16 protein-coding genes are annotated in these 16,800 nt (G+C 67.0%); 7 read left to right on the top strand and 9 right to left on the bottom strand.

All coding sequences use genetic code 11. The features are described 5' to 3' along the window. The first annotated feature begins 106 nt into the window (after positions 1–106). Entirely contained in the window at positions 107–1,687 is a 1,581-nt protein-coding gene (locus tag DK26_RS15465) for an aldehyde dehydrogenase family protein (protein ID WP_066474214.1), read from the top strand. A 73-nt stretch (positions 1,688–1,760) separates the two neighbouring features. On the opposite strand, the gene DK26_RS15470 is transcribed toward DK26_RS15465, so the two are convergent. Then, positions 1,761–2,999, bottom strand: a complete 1,239-nt coding sequence (locus tag DK26_RS15470) for an aspartate kinase (RefSeq protein ID WP_066474216.1) — start codon at positions 2,997–2,999, stop codon at positions 1,761–1,763. Between the two features lie 147 nt (positions 3,000–3,146). Here DK26_RS15470 and ubiG point away from each other — a divergent pair, with 147 nt between their 5' ends. Next, positions 3,147–3,899: a bifunctional 2-polyprenyl-6-hydroxyphenol methylase/3-demethylubiquinol 3-O-methyltransferase UbiG gene (gene ubiG / locus DK26_RS15475; RefSeq protein WP_066474219.1), complete on the top strand. Its 753-nt coding sequence runs from the start codon at positions 3,147–3,149 to the stop codon at positions 3,897–3,899. A gap of 4 nt (positions 3,900–3,903) precedes the next feature. On the opposite strand, the gene DK26_RS15480 is transcribed toward ubiG, so the two are convergent. After that, complete coding sequence (locus tag DK26_RS15480; protein ID WP_066474222.1) at positions 3,904–4,266, bottom strand: DUF4180 domain-containing protein; 363 nt, start codon at positions 4,264–4,266, stop codon at positions 3,904–3,906. A 284-nt stretch (positions 4,267–4,550) separates the two neighbouring features. Here DK26_RS15480 and DK26_RS15485 point away from each other — a divergent pair, with 284 nt between their 5' ends. Together DK26_RS15485 and ccrA are read left to right on the top strand one after the other, a co-directional pair. Continuing rightward, the gene (locus tag DK26_RS15485; protein WP_066474225.1) at positions 4,551–5,657 is read left to right on the top strand and encodes a hypothetical protein; all 1,107 of its coding nucleotides are present in this window, start codon (positions 4,551–4,553) and stop codon (positions 5,655–5,657) included. A 180-nt stretch (positions 5,658–5,837) separates the two neighbouring features. Beyond that, a complete protein-coding gene (gene ccrA, locus DK26_RS15490) occupies positions 5,838–7,112 on the top strand; it encodes a crotonyl-CoA carboxylase/reductase (protein WP_066474229.1) in 1,275 nt (424 codons plus the stop codon). A gap of 55 nt (positions 7,113–7,167) precedes the next feature. On the opposite strand, the gene DK26_RS29690 is transcribed toward ccrA, so the two are convergent. Next, on the bottom strand, positions 7,168–7,554 hold the full coding sequence (locus DK26_RS29690) for a hypothetical protein (protein ID WP_248309987.1): 387 nt from the start codon (positions 7,552–7,554) through the stop codon (positions 7,168–7,170). Between the two features lie 248 nt (positions 7,555–7,802). Between DK26_RS29690 and DK26_RS15500 the strand changes: the two genes are divergently transcribed. Beyond that, on the top strand, positions 7,803–8,735 hold the full coding sequence (locus DK26_RS15500) for an acetamidase/formamidase family protein (RefSeq protein WP_066474234.1): 933 nt from the start codon (positions 7,803–7,805) through the stop codon (positions 8,733–8,735). Between the two features lie 17 nt (positions 8,736–8,752). Here DK26_RS15500 and aac(6') read toward each other — a convergent pair whose 3' ends face one another. From aac(6') to DK26_RS15515, 3 genes are read right to left on the bottom strand one after another with little or no spacing between them, the layout of a single operon-like run. Beyond that, positions 8,753–9,202: an aminoglycoside 6'-N-acetyltransferase gene (gene aac(6'), locus DK26_RS15505; RefSeq protein WP_066475522.1), complete on the bottom strand. Its 450-nt coding sequence runs from the start codon at positions 9,200–9,202 to the stop codon at positions 8,753–8,755. Positions 9,203–9,255: 53 nt separating this feature from the next. Then, positions 9,256–9,768, bottom strand: a complete 513-nt coding sequence (locus tag DK26_RS15510) for a GNAT family N-acetyltransferase (RefSeq protein ID WP_066474238.1) — start codon at positions 9,766–9,768, stop codon at positions 9,256–9,258. A 44-nt stretch (positions 9,769–9,812) separates the two neighbouring features. After that, positions 9,813–10,670 (bottom strand): YihY/virulence factor BrkB family protein, encoded by an 858-nt coding sequence (locus DK26_RS15515; protein ID WP_066474245.1) that lies wholly within the window; start codon positions 10,668–10,670, stop codon positions 9,813–9,815. A gap of 146 nt (positions 10,671–10,816) precedes the next feature. Here DK26_RS15515 and DK26_RS15520 point away from each other — a divergent pair, with 146 nt between their 5' ends. After that, positions 10,817–11,701 carry a DMT family transporter gene (locus DK26_RS15520; RefSeq protein ID WP_066474246.1) on the top strand — a complete coding sequence of 295 codons (885 nt, stop codon included), beginning with the start codon at positions 10,817–10,819 and terminating at the stop codon, positions 11,699–11,701. 4 nt (positions 11,702–11,705) lie between these two features. On the opposite strand, the gene DK26_RS15525 is transcribed toward DK26_RS15520, so the two are convergent. Next, entirely contained in the window at positions 11,706–12,638 is a 933-nt protein-coding gene (locus DK26_RS15525) for a hypothetical protein (protein WP_184231623.1), read from the bottom strand. A gap of 262 nt (positions 12,639–12,900) precedes the next feature. Between DK26_RS15525 and DK26_RS15530 the strand changes: the two genes are divergently transcribed. After that, complete coding sequence (locus DK26_RS15530) at positions 12,901–14,577, top strand: acyl-CoA dehydrogenase family protein (protein WP_066474251.1); 1,677 nt, start codon at positions 12,901–12,903, stop codon at positions 14,575–14,577. A 4-nt stretch (positions 14,578–14,581) separates the two neighbouring features. On the opposite strand, the gene DK26_RS15535 is transcribed toward DK26_RS15530, so the two are convergent. Together DK26_RS15535 and DK26_RS15540 are read right to left on the bottom strand one after the other, a co-directional pair. Then, entirely contained in the window at positions 14,582–14,911 is a 330-nt protein-coding gene (locus DK26_RS15535) for a hypothetical protein (RefSeq protein ID WP_066474253.1), read from the bottom strand. An 83-nt stretch (positions 14,912–14,994) separates the two neighbouring features. Next, positions 14,995–16,719, bottom strand: a complete 1,725-nt coding sequence (locus DK26_RS15540; protein WP_066474255.1) for an ABC transporter ATP-binding protein — start codon at positions 16,717–16,719, stop codon at positions 14,995–14,997. Between the last annotated feature and the right edge of the window lie 81 nt (positions 16,720–16,800).

The following is a 16,800-nucleotide window of genomic DNA, read 5'->3' on the forward strand; positions in this document are numbered from 1 at the left end:
CGCGCCGCATGCCGGGGTGCCACATGAACGGTTATCGTTTGCGACCTGCCCGGCGTCACAGGGCAGGGTGCTTTGTCTTGGCGTGTATTGTCTTGGGAGGACGAGAATGAACGACGTTGCCGCCTTGCCGCGCGTGACCTACTCCAACATCGCCGAGGATTTCTCCGGCGTTCACGCGCATTTCGGCAAGGTCATCGCCGAAGTCCGCGAGCGGCAACTGGGCCTCGAACGGCCGAACCATGTCGGCGGGCGCGACAGCACGGAAGGCACCGCCTATGACGCGCCGTGCCCGATCGACCGCAGGCTCAGCCTCGGGACGTTCTTCGCCGCCTCGCCACGAGAGGTGGATAGTGCTGTCGCAGCCGCCAGGGCGGCTCAGCGCGGCTGGCGCGCTGTCGGTTGGCCCGGTCGCGTCGCGCTGGCGCGCGCTGCCGCAGACCTGTTGGAAGCTCGCAAGTTCGAAGTTGCTGCAGCCTGCCTGCTCGAAGTCGGCAAGTCGCGCATGGAGGCGCTCGGCGAGGTCGAGGAGGCGATCGATCTGATTCGCTTCTACGCCGGCGAGATGGAGGCGAATGACGGTTTCCGGCGCGATCTGGCGCGAGCCAATCCGCGCGAGGAGACCTTTGACGTGCTGCGGCCCTACGGCGTCTTCGCCGTGATCGCGCCGTTCAACTTCCCGGTCGCGCTCTCAGCTGGCATGTCGATCTGCGCGCTCCTCGCTGGCAATACGGTCGTGTTCAAGCCAAGCCCGATGGCGGGCCTGACCGGGCGGCTGCTGACCGATTGCCTGGTCGAGGCGGGCCTGCCCGGCGGCGTCTTCAATCTCGTATGCGGTGGCAACGAGACCGGCGCGGCGCTTGCGGCGCATCCCGGCATCGACGGCATCGCCTTCACCGGTTCGCATGCGGTCGGCATGCGTATGCTGCGCGAGTTCGGCTGCGGCGGCCGGCACGCGCGCCCGGTACTGGCCGAGATGGGCGGCAAGAACCCGACCTATGTAGCCGCTTCCGCCGATCTCGATACTGCCGTCTCCGGCGTGCTGCGCTCGGCTTTCGGCCTGCAGGGCCAGAAATGCTCCGCGGGTTCGGTCGTCTTCCTGCACGAGACGCTGGCTGGTCCCTTCCTCGACCGTCTCGCCGCCGCCGCAGACGCACTGGTCGTCGGCGATCCCTGCGAGCGTGAAAGCTTCATGGGGCCGCTGATCAGCGATCTCGCGCTTGAGCGTTTCGAGAACTCGGTGGCGCAGGCGAAAGCGGCCGGCGCCAAGGTCCATGGCGGCGAGCGGCTTGCCGGCGGCCTCTACGATCACGGTGCCTATGTCCGGCCTGCGATCGTCACCGGCCTGCCGGACGATCATGCCCTGCACCAGGACGAGTTCTTCATGCCGTTCCTGACGGTCCGGACCTTCAGCGATCTCGGCGACGCGATCGCGCGCGGCAACGCCGTGCCCTATGGCCTGACCGCAGGCGTCTACACGGCCGAGCCGGCCGAACTCGAGCAGTTCCTCGAAACCGCGGAGGCCGGCGTGCTCTATGCCAATCGCGCCAGCGGCGCGACCACCGGCGCGTGGCCGGGCATCCAGACCTTCTGCGGTTGGAAGGGCTCCGGCACCGGTTCCAAGGGCGGGCTCGGCACCTGGTATCTGCCGCAGTTCATGCGCGAGCAGAGCCACACGATCATGCGGTAGTTCGCGAGCCGTCTTCGCGGAGGCGAAGACGGCAATGCTCGAGGCGGGAATTGAAGCCCGCCTCGGCAGATGCTCAGGCGGCGTCGAGCCCGTAGAGCGAGTGCAGCGTGCGCACCGCAAGCTCGGTATAGGCGGCGTCGATCAGCACCGAGAACTTGATCTCGGAGGTGGTGATCGCGCGGATGTTGATGCCCTTCTCGGCGAGCGCCCGGAAAGCGCGCGCCGCGACACCGGCATGGCTGCGCATGCCGACGCCGATCGCAGAGATCTTCACCACTTCCGTCGCGCCCTGCAGCGACTGGTAGGCGATGGTCTCGTGCTTCGATTCGAGCAGCGCCTTGGCCCGTTCGAAATCGCCGGTCGGGACGGTGAAGGTGATGTCGGTGGTCGCCTGGTCGTCGGAAACGACCTGGATGATCATGTCGACATTGATGTTGGCATCGGCGAGCGGGCCGAAGATTGCCGCGGCGACGCCGGGCTTGTCGGCCACGCGCCGGAGCGTGATCTGGGCTTCGTCGCGCGAGAACGCGATGCCGGTGACGATCTGCTGTTCCACGATATCGTCCTCGTCGCAGATGAGGGTGCCTGGATTGGGATTGTCTGGGTCGTCGAAGGAGGAGCGGACATAGGTCGGCACGCGCTGGACCATGGCGATCTCGACAGAGCGCACCTGCAGCACCTTGGAGCCGAGCGAGGCCATTTCCAGCATCTCCTCGAAGGAGACCTTGTCCATGCGGCGGGCCTTGGGCACGACGCGCGGATCGGTGGTGTAGACGCCGTCGACATCGGTGTAGATGTCGCAGCGATCGGCCTTGAGGCCGGCAGCGAGCGCGACCGCGCTGGTGTCCGAACCGCCGCGGCCGAGCGTGACGATGCGGTGGCTGCGCGGGTTGATGCCCTGGAAGCCGGAGCAGACCGCGATCTCGCGATTGCGGTCGAAGCCGGCGAGGATACCGGCGCCGTCGACGCTCTCGATCCTTGCCGAGCCATGCGCATCCGAGCCGTAGAGCGGAATCTGCCAGCCCTGCCAGGAGCGCGCCGGCATGCCCATTTCTTGCAGCGCAATCGCCATCAGGCCGGACGTCACCTGCTCGCCGGAGGCGACGACGACATCGTACTCGGCGGGGTCGTAGGAGGGCGAGGCTTCCTTGGCCCAGGCGACCAGCTCATTGGTCTTGCCGGACATCGCCGAAACCACGACGGCGACCTCGTGGCCCGCGTCGAACTCGCGTTTGACGTGGCGGGCCGCGTTCTTGATACGCTCCACGGTGGCGACGGAAGTGCCGCCGAATTTCATCACCAGACGGGCCATGACATCCAAAGGCTTTCGAGGCTGCCCCGGCGCGGGCCGGGACGAAACGTCCCCTCGCGCCGGGCGAAGGGCCGGTGTAGATGACGGCCAGCGCCGAAAGTGTCAATGCGGCCGGCGCGGGACCGGCGTAAACGGGGAGACAAGGCGATGAGCGCAGCGGCGCGCGAAGGCTCGACGATCGATCCGGCGGAGGTCTCCCGTTTCGACGCCATGGCGAAGAGCTGGTGGGACCCGAAGGGCCCGATGGCGGTGCTGCACAAGTTCAACCCGGTGCGCCTCGCCTATGTCCGCGACCTCGCTTGCGAGCATTATGGCCGCGATCCGAAATCGCTGCGGGCTCTGGACGGGCTCGATATCGTCGATATCGGCTGTGGCGGCGGCGTTCTCTCGGAACCGCTGGCGCGCCTCGGCGCCAAGGTGACGGGGCTCGACCCTGCCACCGGCAACATCGCGGTGGCCCGGGCCCATGCCGAGAAATCGGGGCTCGCGATCGACTATCGCGACGAGACCATCGAGGCCGTGGTTGCCTCCGGCCGCCGCTTCGACATCGTGCTGGCCATGGAGGTGGTCGAGCATGTCGCCGATGTCGAGGCCTTCGTTGCCGCCTGCTGCGCCGCCGCCAAGCCAGACGGGCTCCTGGTGATGGCGACCTTGAACCGCACGCTGAAATCATGGGCCCTCGCCATCGTCGGCGCCGAGTACATCCTGCGCTGGCTGCCGCGCGGCACCCATGACTGGGAGAAGTTCGTCACGCCCGACGAGCTCGAGACGGCAATAGCCGCAGGCGGCTTCGCGCCGTTCTCGCGCCAGGGTGTCGCCTACAATCCGCTCGCCGACCGCTGGTCGCTCTCGGCCGACATGGACGTCAACTACATGCTGGCGGCGCGCGCTGCGGCCTGAGTCGTCAGGCCGCGAGCCGGGCGTCGAGCGCTGCGATGTCCCTGACGAACCAGAGCGCCTGGCCCTGGTCGCTCTCACGGACGAAGTCGCGCAGCGCTTTGCTGCCGGCGCACTGGACCGAGATGTCGCCTATAACAGCCAGGCGTATCCGGTAGTTGACGAACTTCTGGGCGACCTCGCCGGCGAGCCGCGTCGCGAGCTGGAAGAAGGCGGGATCGAGCCGCGCAACGGGGATCGCCACCATCGTCGCTTCCGCCGCCCAGGCGGCGCCGAGGAAGTCGTTGGCGTCGCGCTCGCTGGCGAGCTGCGGACCGTCTTCCGCGCAGATCAGCACGTTCGTGCCGTGAAGCTCTCGAATCATGTCCATGGCCGCGGTATCGCCGGGCCTTCGATACGAGGCAAGCATTGCTCCCCCGGCCGGCACGCGCGGCGTTCCTGGCTCCTCCACGACTACAGGCTATCGCTTCGCCTGCGGGGGAAGAAGAACATCGCGGCGTTCGGACTGAAGGGAAGTCTTTGTAGAATCGCTTGAAACTGTAGGTGGCGCCAGATTTGCCAAGAAGTATGGCGATCCCTGCTGGATGCGGTTAGATTTCCGGGAGCCGCACTTCCGCGGCTCGGATATGGAGACGGGACGCTGGCCCAGGCGGAATGCTGAACGAGACGCTGATCGAGCCTGCCGAGCGGGAGTTGACTGATCTGATCTATGCCGCCCTGCTCGGCGAGAGATCGTGGCAGGATTTTCTCGACCGGCTGAACGCCCTGATCCCGGGCGGCGTCTCGACCTTGTTCTTCCATGATCAGAAATCGGGAGAAGGCGGCATCTCCCTGGCGGCCGGGCTCGATGCCGACACGGCGCGCGACTATGCCGCCCACTATGTCGGCCTGAACCCGTGGATGCACAACGTCGCGCGAACACCGCTCGGCACCGGCATCATCGGGGAGCGCATCGTTCCGCGCGACGAATTTGTCAGGACCGAATACTACGCCGACTTCCTGCAGCGCCGCGACATCGAGGCCGGTGTCGGGGTGACGCTTTGGCGCGAGGAAGCCTGCTCGTTCCTGCTGAGTACTCTGACGGCGCGCGTCGACCCCGACGCGAACCAGCAGGTCGCCGATCTCCTGACGCGGTTGACGCCGCATCTGACCCGGGCCTTCCGCTATTATCGCACCGGCCGTTTCGACGGAGCGCTCGCGCAGTTTGGCGGTTCGCTGCTGGCGTCGCCGGATGTCGGCGTCATCGTGGTCGGGGAGGGCATGGTGGTGCGGGCCGCTTCGCCGCGGGCTGAAGCCATGCTTTCGGCCGGAGCAGTGGTGGGGCTGACGGCCATGGGGACGTTGCGGCTGCGGGATGACGCGGCCGCAACGCTGCTTAAACAGATGCTGACACGCGGCTATGCCGGTCCGCGGTCCCACAGCACGCATTTCGGCGCCTACAGGTTGACGCTGGTCAAGGCGGAGACCGAGGGCGTCACCGGCTACTTTTCCGGGCTTGCCGCGACGCTGATCGTCGAGGAGGCGCGCCCCGCCGGGGCTCCGGACATGGGCTGGCTGGCGCGCCGCTACGGGTTGACGCGCGCCGAGACGCGGACGGTGGAAGGCATCGTCGCCGGGCTGACGCCGATCCAGGTCGCCGAGAGCAGCTGCATCGGGCTCGAGACGGTGCGGGCACAGCTCAAAGCCGTCTACGCGAAAACCGATGTCAACAGCCAGGCCGGCCTCGTCCGGATCGCCTTCGGCTTTCCGCCGCCGCGATAACGCCGCGACCGCAATCGACTATGGCCTCGTAAACCTCGTCACAGACCGCATCGCGCCGATGTCGACCGTTTTTGTTGCAATGCGGAATAATTCCATAGGAGTATGGCGCGATGCAGCATCGAGCGTCATGATCGCCGGCAACGCCACCGAAAACAGGCGTGGCGACAAGGGAGAAAGCGAATGTCGAAGCCGCAACCCGTCGCGAAGCCCGCGCTGAAGGATCTCTACGAGCTCGGCGAGCTGCCGCCGCTCGGTCATGTCCCGGCCAACATGTACGCCTGGACGATCCGGCGCGAGCGCCATGGTCCGCCGCAGGATAGTTTCCAGGTCGAAGTGGTGCCGACCTGGTCGATCGGCGAAGAGGAGGTGCTGCTCCTCGTGATGGCCGGCGGCGTCAACTACAACGGCATCTGGGCCGGCCTCGGCCAGCCGATCTCGCCCTTCGACGTGCACAAGGGCTCCCTTCACATCGCCGGCTCCGACGCCTCCGGCATCGTCTGGGCCGTCGGCTCCAAGGTGAAGCGCTGGACGGTCGGCGACGAGGTCATCGTCCACTGCAACCAGGACGATGGCGACGACGAGGAGTGCAATGGCGGCGACCCGATGTTCTCCTCCTCCCAGCGCATCTGGGGCTACGAGACGCCGGACGGCTCCTTCGCCCAGTTCTGCCGGGTCCAGTCGCGCCAGCTGATGCTGAAGCCGAAGCACCTCTCCTGGGAGGAATCGGCCTGCTACACGCTGACGTTGGCCACCGCTTATCGCATGCTCTTCGGCCACGCCCCGCATACCATCAAGCCGGGCGACAATGTGCTGATCTGGGGCGCTTCTGGCGGTCTCGGCGTCTTCGGCGTGCAGCTCTGCGCCGCCTCGGGCGCCAACGCGATCGGCGTGATCTCCGATGAGACCAAGCGCGACTATGTGCTGGGCCTCGGCGCCAAGGGCGTGATCAACCGCAAGGATTTCAATTGCTGGGGCCAGATGCCCAAGGTCAATTCGCCCGAATATACCGAGTGGACCAAGGAAGCCCGCAAGTTCGGCAAGGCGATCTGGGACATCACCGGCAAGAAGGACGTCGACATCGTCTTCGAGCACCCGGGCGAGGCGACCTTCCCGGTCTCCTGCCTCGTCGCCAAGCGCGGCGGCATGGTGGTGTTCTGCGCCGGTACCTCCGGCTTCAACATCACCTTCGACGCCCGCTATGTCTGGATGCGGCAGAAGCGCGTGCAGGGCTCGCATTTCGCCCATCTCAAGCAGGCGAGCGCCGCCAACCAGTTCGTGCTCGACCGCCGGATCGACCCCTGCATGTCAGAGGTCTTCCCCTGGGACAAGATCCCGCTCGCCCACCACAAGATGTGGAAGAACGAGCACGCGCCGGGCAACATGGCTGTGTTGGTCTATGCCCCGCGTACCGGCCTGCGCACCTATGAGGATGTGGCCGAGGCGCTGGAGGGCTGAGCCAGGGATTGCCAAGCCGGCGGCTGCCGGCTCGGTCGCTCCGACGCTTCGGGGCTCAGCTCCAGCCGGCCTCCTGCTCGCAGGCCTTGCGGGCGTTCGGGTTGGCCTTCTCCCACTGCGTGATCGAGCGGGTCTCGTTGTCGCTCATCTTGCCGTTCATGCAGGTACAGTAGGTGCTGACGACACTGGCCGCGACCTTCGCATCCTTGTTGTCGCTCAGGCACTGGTTGATCCATTTCTTGTCGTCGGCGCTCTGCGCGAAAGCCGATGCATTGGCCAGAACGCCGCCCGCCAGGAGCAGCGCCGAAAGCTTGAGTTTCATGGTGGAGCCTCTTCGATTACCGCCAGGGCCGGCGGCGCTGCGATAGGCGTCGCGCCCGCCGGGACCGTCAAACCGGCGATTCGAACGGTCGTTCACAGGCGGCGACGCTTCGGCCTGCATCGCTTTGCTGCGCCTTCCGACATGCGGGCGCTGTGGACCGCAGTTCACAACCCGGCGCGGGGTCGGAGAATCGTAGCCGTTGCCCGGGCGCCGTCCGGGAACCCGGCGCCACCGAGTCGCATGGCTGGCGTTCTCGCAGCGCGTTCGCCTAGGCTGGCGCAACGGCCGGCTCCCGCGGGATTCGGTCGGGGCGCCAGGTGAGGGCTGATCCAGCCCACCGAAGCGCCCGCAAGACCGGCAGGAGAGTCATGACGCTTCATCGTTTTGTCCCGACCACCTATTCCAACGTCATGGCGACGCTGCCGCCGGTTCTCACCGTCGCGAGCGGCGATACGATCGTGACGACGACGCTCGACGCCGCCGGTTTCGACCATGACGGCGTCCAGAAGGCGCCGCGCGGCAATCCGATGACCGGGCCGTTCGCCGTCGAGGGGGCCGAGCCGGGCGATGCGATCATCGTGACGATCGACCGGATGACGCCGAACCGCGCCACCGGCTGGACCTACTCGCCGCTCTCGCAGCAGGTGGTCGATCCAAGGACGGTCGCCGATCTGCCGAAGAGTGAGCGCTTCGAATGGGCGATCGATGCTGGGCAGGGCACGGTCACCCTGATTGGCGGCTCGGAGCGCATCTCCGGCTGGAGCTTTCCGCTGTCGCCGATGATCGGTTGCTTCGGCGTGGCGCCGGCCGGCGGCCAGGCGATCTCGACCGCGACCAGCGGCCCCTATGGTGGCAACATGGATTACCGTCGCTTCGCCCCCGGTGCGCGCATCGCCTTCCCCGTCTCCGAAAAGGGCGGGCTGTTCTTCCTCGGCGACGGCCATGCCGGTCAGGGCGATGGCGAGATTGTCGGCACCGGCATCGAGACCAGCTTCGAGATCGAGTTCACCCTGCGTCTGCGCAAGAACGCGCCGGGCCGCTGGCCGCGCTGCGAAACCGAGACCGAGATCATCACCCTGGCGAGCGGTCGTCCTCTCGACCAGCCGCTACAGTTCGCCACGACCGAGATGCTGCGCTGGATCGTCGAGGATCTCGGCGTCGATGCGCTGGAGGCGAGCCATCTGCTCGGCCAGATGGTGCGCTATGACGTCGCCAACGTCTTCAACCCCGCCTATTGCGTCGCCTGCCGGCTGGCGAAGAACGACATCACCAAGCCCATGTCGCTGCTCGGTGCGGGCTGACGGCGCCCGTTGGACGTTCAACCCGTTTGCAGCCGCTTGCGGTAGTAGACGACGCGCTCGGTTTCTTCGAAGCCGAGCGCGTGGTGCATCTGCTGCGACCCGGTGTTGAGCAGGCCTGCGTCGGAGGCGAATTCGGCGCAGCCATGTCCGGCAGCCCAGGCCTCGACGGCCTGGCAAAGCGCTCGGGCGACGCCGCGCTTTCGCGCCTCGGGCCGCACATAGATGCCTTCGAGGAAGCCGACCGGAGAGCTCTCGCAGCCATTGACATAGTCGTGCCGCAGCGCGGCCTCGGCGAGGCCGATCGCCATGCCGTCACTATCCCGTGCGATGAAGGCGGTATCATCTGCGCTTTCGAGGATGCCGGCGGCGTCGTTGCGATGCCCCTCTGCGCTCCCGTCCGGCCAAAGCGCCAGGCGCAACGCGACCCAGTCGTCCAGCATGTCGAAGGTACATGCTTCGAGCCGCATGGCCTGTGCCCCTCCCTGGGCGTCGAACTGTTCGATTTTGCCGCGGATGGCGGTCATGGCGCCGGCCGTTCCAGCATGGCGCTGGCGGCGCCCTTGTAGGTGCAGTTTCCGAAGGTCCGGTAACCGAACTTGTCGGCAATACGCAGCGAGGCGGCATTGTCGGGATTGATCAGGCAGACCGTGCGGGACGGAGCATGCGCCCGGTCGATCCAGTCATGGCAGGCGGCGACCGCTTCCGTTGCGAGGCCGCGCCCCTGCGCTGTACGTGTCATGATCCAGGATGCTTCCGGGGCCGCGTCGAAGCGCTCGCCCAGGCTGCGGTGGAAATCGGCACAGCCGACATCGCCGACGAACACGCCGCTTGCCCTGTCGAAGACCGCGAACATGCCGTAGCCGAGCAGCGACCAGTGGCCGGCATAGCGCAGCAGCCGGTTCCAGCCATCCTCCCGCGAAAACTGCGGCGCTGCGATGAACCGAAACAGCTCCCGGTCGGAGAACATCGCGTACCAGGCTTCGAAATCCTCGAGCCGATGGGGGCGCAGGCGCAGACGCGCAGTCTCGATCATGAGGCGTCAGGCTCCATCTCGCAATCTCGTGTCGACATCACTGGCTAGAGCGAAGCGATCGCTTCGCCCGGCGTGGCTTTCGGCGCCCTCACTATCGCGATCGCGGCGTTGAGCTCCGCCCCGTAGAGGAAGATAGCGGCCAGCCAGTACAGGAAGACAAGTGCGATCATCGCCGTCGCGAGGCCGGCATAGGTCGTGACATAGGCGCCGGCGAAGGAGTCGAGATACCAGCCGAAGCCGAGCCCGCCGACCAGCCAGACCGCGAGCGTCATCAATATTCCCGGCCACATCTCGCCGATATGCGGCGCTCTCGCCGGCAACAGCTTGTGGGCGACGCAGAGAGCCAGCACGATCACCACCGTCGCCGCCGACAGGCGCAGGAAGGCCTGCAGGAAGCCGAGCGGCGCCAGCGCCGGCACGTAGCCGACGACGCCGCGCCAGATCAGCGGCCCGAGCACGACCAGTAGGGAAAAGGCCAGCATGAAGAAGGCGCCGCCGATCACATAGACGATCGACTCCAGTCGGGTGCGCCACCAGGAGCGCCATTCATAGGCCTCATAGGCCCGGTTCAGCCCGATCCGCAGCGCCTCGACACCGGAGGAGGAGAAGTACAGCGCCAGCACGGCGCCGAGCGTCAGCGCGTCCCGGCGCACCGCGGTCAGCACCGAGCGGACCTCGCGCGCGATCGGCTCGGCGATCTCGCGCGGCCAGGCCTCGAGCAGAAGCTGCGCCGCCTCGTCGGCCGCCGCCTGCGAGCCGAACAGGCCGCCGAGCGCCGTGACGATGATCAGGAAGGGAAACAGCGACATCAGCACCGAAAGCGCGATGTGGCTGGCGATCGCCCAACCGTCATGGGCGATGAAGCGCTCGAAGGCGATGGCGGGGGCGGAGAGCAGGGACATCGGCAGGCTCTATAGGGCAGGCGGCGATTGTCACAGCTTCGCTGCCGCTGGCAAGCCGGGAAGGCGCGGGGCACATGCCGTCACGGCGTCCGCGGCGGCGACAAGGCCCTGCTTCCAGCGTATCAGGCCTTCGGAAAGGTCGCCCGATGTTCGACTCGCCGCTCGCCCTGCGCCTCGCGCCGGTGCTCTTCGTCTTCCTCTGGTCGAGCGGCTGGATCGTCGCCGGCTACTCCGCCCGGCATTCGGACGCGCTGACCTTCCTGTCGCTGCGCTTCGCCTGCGCCTTCGTCGCGCTCGCCGCGCTGTCCGTCGCCGTCGGGGCGCCCTGGCCGAAGGGACGGCGTGCCTGGATCGATTGCGCCATCGCCGGCATCCTGCTGCACGCGCTCTATCTCGGTGGGGTCTGGTGGGCGGTGCGCCATGGCCTGCCGGCCGGCATCTCCGGCCTGATCGCCGGGCTGCAGCCGGTGCTGACGGCTCTTTTCGCCCCGCTGATCGTCGGCGAGTGGATCTCGCCGGTGCGCTGGGCCGGAATCGTCTGCGGCTTCCTCGGCATCGGACTCGTGCTGGAGCCGAAGCTCGTCGGCGTCGAGCCCGAGGCGCTGCACGCCGTGCTCGTGCCGATCGTGGTCAATGTCATCGGCATGTTCGCCGTCACCTTGGGCTCGTTCTGGCAGAAGGCGCGCATCGTCTCCGGCGACCTGCGCACCGTGACGGCGGTGCAATACGCCGCCGCCTTCCTGTTCACACTGCCCTTCGCCTTCCTGCTCGAGCCGATGCGGATGGAGTGGAACCTGACGATGACGCTGGTGCTCGCCTGGTCGGTGCTGGCGCTCTCGCTCGGCGGCATCGGCCTTTATCTGATCCTGATCCGCCGCGGCCAGGTCTCGCGCACCGCGACTTTCCTTTTTCTCGTGCCGCCGGCGGTGGCGGTCGAGGCTTGGCTGCTCTTCGGCGAGACCCTCTCGCCGATCCAGATGGTCGGCATGGCGGTCGCCGTTCTCGGCGTCGTCCTCGCCAGCCGAAAATAGCGCCTCAGGCGCCGAGCGACGTTGTGACGATCTTCAGCGCGGCCTCAATCGCGGCCTTGTCGGGCTTGCCGGAGAGCGCGGCCTCGACGGTCTTCGCCGCGGTGGCGTCGGCGAGCATCGGCTCTGCGGCCGCCAGCCAGGCGCCGGCGGCGCGCCGCAATGCGGCAGGGCGGGCTTCGTCGCTTGCGTTGGCGGCCTTGCCCAGCGCATCCCGCAGCAGCGCCAGGCTCGCCTTGTCGAGCGCGGCTGCAACGGCGGCTGCCTCGGCCTCGGGCCAGCCTTGCTTGACGAGCGCCTCCTGCCCCCTCGCCAGCGCGGCGAAGAGAGCCTCGTCGATCGCCTTGCCGCCTTCCACGCCTTCGACTGCCGCGAAGCCGGCATGCTTGCCGTCGGGGCCGAGATAGAAGGCGAAGATCTCGTTCCAGTTCTTCGGCGCGCCATTGGTCAGCGCCCAGTTGGCTGGCGAGGCCTTTGCCTTGCGCTGCGCCTCGCCGAGCTCGTAGCGCGCCCAGTTGATCACCAGAGCCGGCGATGCACCGTCGAGGAAGGCGATACGCTCGCCCGCCGATAGATTGGCGAACCGGCCCGAGCCGCCGAGCGCCGCCGTCCAGGCATGGGCCTGGAAGGAGGGCGAGCCGAAATGCTTCGTTGCGCGCGGCAGATAGCCGGAGAGCCTGCCATTGTAGTCGTCGCCAAAGCGCAGCAGCGAATGCTTCGGGAAGTTTTTGCCATAGGCGTAGAGCTCGAGCGCGTGCGCCCAGGCCGGCGGCGACGCCTTCAGGAAGCCGTCGAGATCGCGCAGATCGGCCCCGAGCTGATTGTGCTCGCGCACATCGGAGGCCGTCGTGAATGGGCCGTGGGAGAGCTGCCAGGGTTCGCGCGCCGTGGCCGGGGCGCAGAATGCGAGCGACAGGGCCAGGGCGCAGCGGGCGAGCATGACGAAAACCTCCATGTGAAGACCGCGAGCATACAGGCAAAAAGCGTGCATTAAAGTATTGATTTCGCTTGATATTTTAGAATCATTTCAATGAGCGTGCAGGTGCGCGGCAAGACTGACGGTCGCGAGGCCGTGCTGCGGGGGGCGGCGCAGTTACCTCTGGTCTTCGACGGCGCTGCTGCACTCTCGCATCCTTCGAAAGACGGGGCTTCCGCAGCCCGCGGCGCATCCACTATGCTGCGCCGCAACAAGGGAGAGAGACATGAGCGCCAACGCCGCCCTCAGGACCGCGACGCAAGCTTCCGCCATCGAATTGATCGGCGCGGCGCTGCCCGGCTTCGAGACCCTGCTGGAGCAGGCCGTCGCGGCGGTACGCCAGAAGGTGGTGGTCGAGGGCCGGGTTTCCGCTGTGAAGCTGGAGCAGGAACAGCACGCCGCCCACGGCCTGTCCTGGCTCGCGACCTATGTCATGGCGCTGCGCGAGCTGAAAGCCTATGGCGAGCGCCTGCAGGCCGAGGATCGCTATGGCGCGATCGAGGACTACGCCATCAGGATCGGCGCTGGCGAATATGCAGCCCAGATCTTCGGTGGCATTCCGATGAGCCAGGGCGAGATCGTCCGACTCCCCTCGCTCGGTCTTTCGGCCAAGGCTGTCGCCGACGCCTGCTCCGACGCTGCGGACGCGCTGATCGCGCAGGGCAACACGCCCGAGAACCGCGCCCGCTTCGTCTCGCTGTTCAGCCAGTCGCAGGGTCTCGCCAGCGTCGGCGATCCCGGGCTCGACGAGACGCTGGAGGCTATCCGGGCCGAAATGCGCCGTTTCTGCGAGGCGCAGGTCACGCCGCACGCCCATGAATGGCATCTCGCCAACGAGTACATCCCGATGCCGGTGGTCGAGCAGATGGCCGAGCTCGGCGTCTTTGGCCTGACCATCCCCGAGGAATTCGGTGGCATGGGCCTGTCGAAGGTCTCGATGTGCGTCGTCTCCGAGGAGCTCTCCCGCGGCTATATCGGCGTCGGCTCGCTCGGCACCCGCTCGGAGATCGCCGCCGAGCTGATCCTCTGCGGCGGCACCGACGAGCAGAAGGCCTACTGGCTGCCGAAGATCGCGTCCGGCGAAATCCTGCCGACCGCCGTCTTCACCGAGCCTAACACCGGCTCGGACCTCGCCTCGCTGCGCACCAAGGCGGTGAAGGACGGGGACGTCTGGAAAGTCTACGGCAACAAGACCTGGATCACCCACCCCGTCCGCGCCGACATCATGACGCTCTTGGTCCGCACCGATCCCGACGCGCCCGGTTATCGCGGCCTCTCCATGCTGATCGCCGAGAAGCCGCGCGGCATCGACGCCGAGCCGTTCCCGGTCGAAGGGCTGACCGGCGGCGAGATCGAGGTGCTCGGCTATCGCGGCATGAAGGAATACGAGCTCGCCTTCGACGGCTTTGTGGTCAAGGGCGACAACCTGCTCGGCGGTGTCGAGGGGCAGGGCTTCAAGCAGTTGATGCAGACCTTCGAGGCCGCTCGAATCCAGACCGCGGCGCGGGCGCTCGGCGTCGCGCAATCGGCCTTCGATCTTGGCCTGCGGTACGCCCAGGAGCGCGTGCAGTTCGGCAAGCCGCTGATCGCCTTCCCGCGCGTCGCCGACAAGCTCGCCATGATGGCGGCCGAGCTCGTCATCGCCCGCCAGCTCACCTATTTCGCCGCGCGCGAGAAGGATGCCGAGCGCCGCTGCGACCTCGAAGCCGGCATGGCCAAGTTGCTGGGCGCCCGCGTCGCCTGGGCGGCAGCCGACAACGCCCTGCAGATCCATGGCGGCAACGGCTTTGCGCTGGAATATCCCGTCAGCCGCGTGCTCTGCGACGCCCGCATCCTCAACATCTTCGAGGGCGCGGCCGAGATCCAGGCGCAGGTGATCGCGAGAAGGCTGGTGGAGGGGTGAGGGGCTATCCCTCAGCCTCGGCGTCTCCGCCGATCAGAAGATGCCGGATGACACCGGGCACGGGGAACCCGTAGCCGTCGCCCTGCTCCAGCCAGCGAAGTCTGCCGGCCCGGTGAAAGTCGCTGGTGTAGATGTCAGCCCCGATAGCCTTCAGCGCGAGCAACATCGCCTGCACGGCGTCGATGCCGTAGCCGTGGCCTCGGTGTGTCCCGTCCGGCCAGCCGATCTCGTAGGCACACGACCAGTCGCGCTCGCCTTCGAGGGGAGCGTGGACCGTCGCCGGAACCACGAGGTCGCCGGTGTCGCTTCGGTAGGTCAGCCCTCTGCTCATCATGGCCGTCGCGGTCCGGTCGGGAGCAACCGACGCAGTCCTAGCACGGCCTGATGGAGGTCGCGCCACTGGCGCTCGCCGCCACCTCAGCCGGCCCGCCCGCCATATTGCGCCTCGTGCAGGCGCCGGTAGATGCCCGGCCGCTGCACCAGTTCCTGATGCCGGCCCTGCTCGGCGACGCCACTCTCGTCGATGACGATGATGCGGTCGGCATCCTGGATCGTCGCGAGGCGGTGGGCGATGACGAGCGTGGTGCGGCCCTTTGACAATTCTGCCAGCGAGGCCTGGATCGCCCGCTCGGTCTCGGTGTCGAGCGCCGAGGTCGCCTCGTCGAGGATCAGGATCGGCGGGTTCTTCAGGAACATCCGGGCAATCGCCAGGCGCTGCTTCTGCCCGCCCGAGAGCTTGACGCCGCGCTCGCCGATCACCGTGTCGAGGCCATCTGGCAGCCGTGCGATCATCTCGTCGAGCCTCGCGCGCCGCGCGGCGTCTTCGATCTCGGCCTCGCTGGCGCCGAGCCTGCCATAGGCGATGTTCTCGCGTAGCGTGCCGGCGAAGAGGAAGACGTCCTGTTGCACGATGCCGATCTGGCCGCGCAGCGATGCCAAAGTCATCTGGCGGATGTCGATGCCGTCGATGGTGATGCGCCCGCCCGTGACGTCGTAGAAGCGCGGCAGCAGCGAGCAGATCGTGGTCTTGCCGGCGCCGGACGGGCCGACGAAGGCGATCGTCTCGCCGGCGCGGATCGCAAGGTCGATCCCGTTCAGGATCTTGCGGTCCTTCGTATAGCCGAAGGTGACGTTCTCATAGGCGATGTCGCCCTTGAGGCCCGTGACCGTGACGGCGCCTGGCAGGTCGGCGATGTCGGGGCGCGTGTCGAGGAATTCGGTGTAGCGCCGGAAGCCGGCGATGCCCTTCGGATAGGTTTCGATCACCGAATTGATCTTCTCGATCGGCCGGAAGAAGACGTTGACCAGCAGGAGAAAGCCGACGAAGCCGCCGGCGCTGAGATCGCCGACCAGCACGTAGTAGGCACCGGCGATCATCACCGCCATCTGGGTCAGCCGCATGCCGAAATAGGAGAGCGAGAGCGAAGCAGCCATCAGCCGGTAGGCCTCGAGCTTGGTGCGGCGATAGTGCAGGTTGTCCTGCGCGAACAGGCTGCGCTCATGGTCCTCGTTGGCGAAGGCCTGGACGACGCGGATGCCGCCGACATTCTCCTCGATGCGGGCATTGAAGGCGCCGACACGGCCGAACAGGCTCTGCCAGGTCTTCGTCATCCGCCCGCCATAGCGGCTGGTCAGCCAGGCCATCAGCGGCACGATGGCCGCGGTGATCAGGGCGAGCTGCGGATGCACCCACAGCATCAGCGCGAAGGCGCCGAGGAAGGTCATCACCGCGATGAACAGGTCTTCCGGCCCGTGATGGGCGACTTCGCCGATTTCCTCGAGATCCTTGGTCAGCCGCCCGACGAGATGGCCGGTCTTCTGGTTGTCGAACCAGCCGAAGGAGAGCTTCTGCAGGTGATCGAACGCCTTGCGGCGCATCTCGGTCTCGATGTTGATGCCGAGCATGTGGCCCCAATAGGTTACCACCACCATCAGCCCGGCATTGACGAGATAGATCGCGAGCAGGCCGAACGAGGCCAGCAGGATCAGGCTCCAGTTTCCGCTCGGAAGCAGCTGGTCGACGAAGAGCTTCACCGCGACCGGGAAGCCGAGCTCGAGCAGGCCCGAGATCACGGCGCAGCCGAAATCGAGCATGAAGAGGCCGCGATGCGGGCGGTAATAGGCGAAGAAGCGCTTCAGCATGGCGGGCGCGGCTTAGCACGCGGGCGAGCGCGGAGCCATTCGCTGGAGGCGTGGCAGGGCGGTGCCGGCGGCGGAATTGCC

The sequence above is a fragment of the Allobosea sp. WAO genome, assembly GCF_001509835.1.
Lineage (GTDB): Bacteria > Pseudomonadota > Alphaproteobacteria > Rhizobiales > Beijerinckiaceae > Allobosea.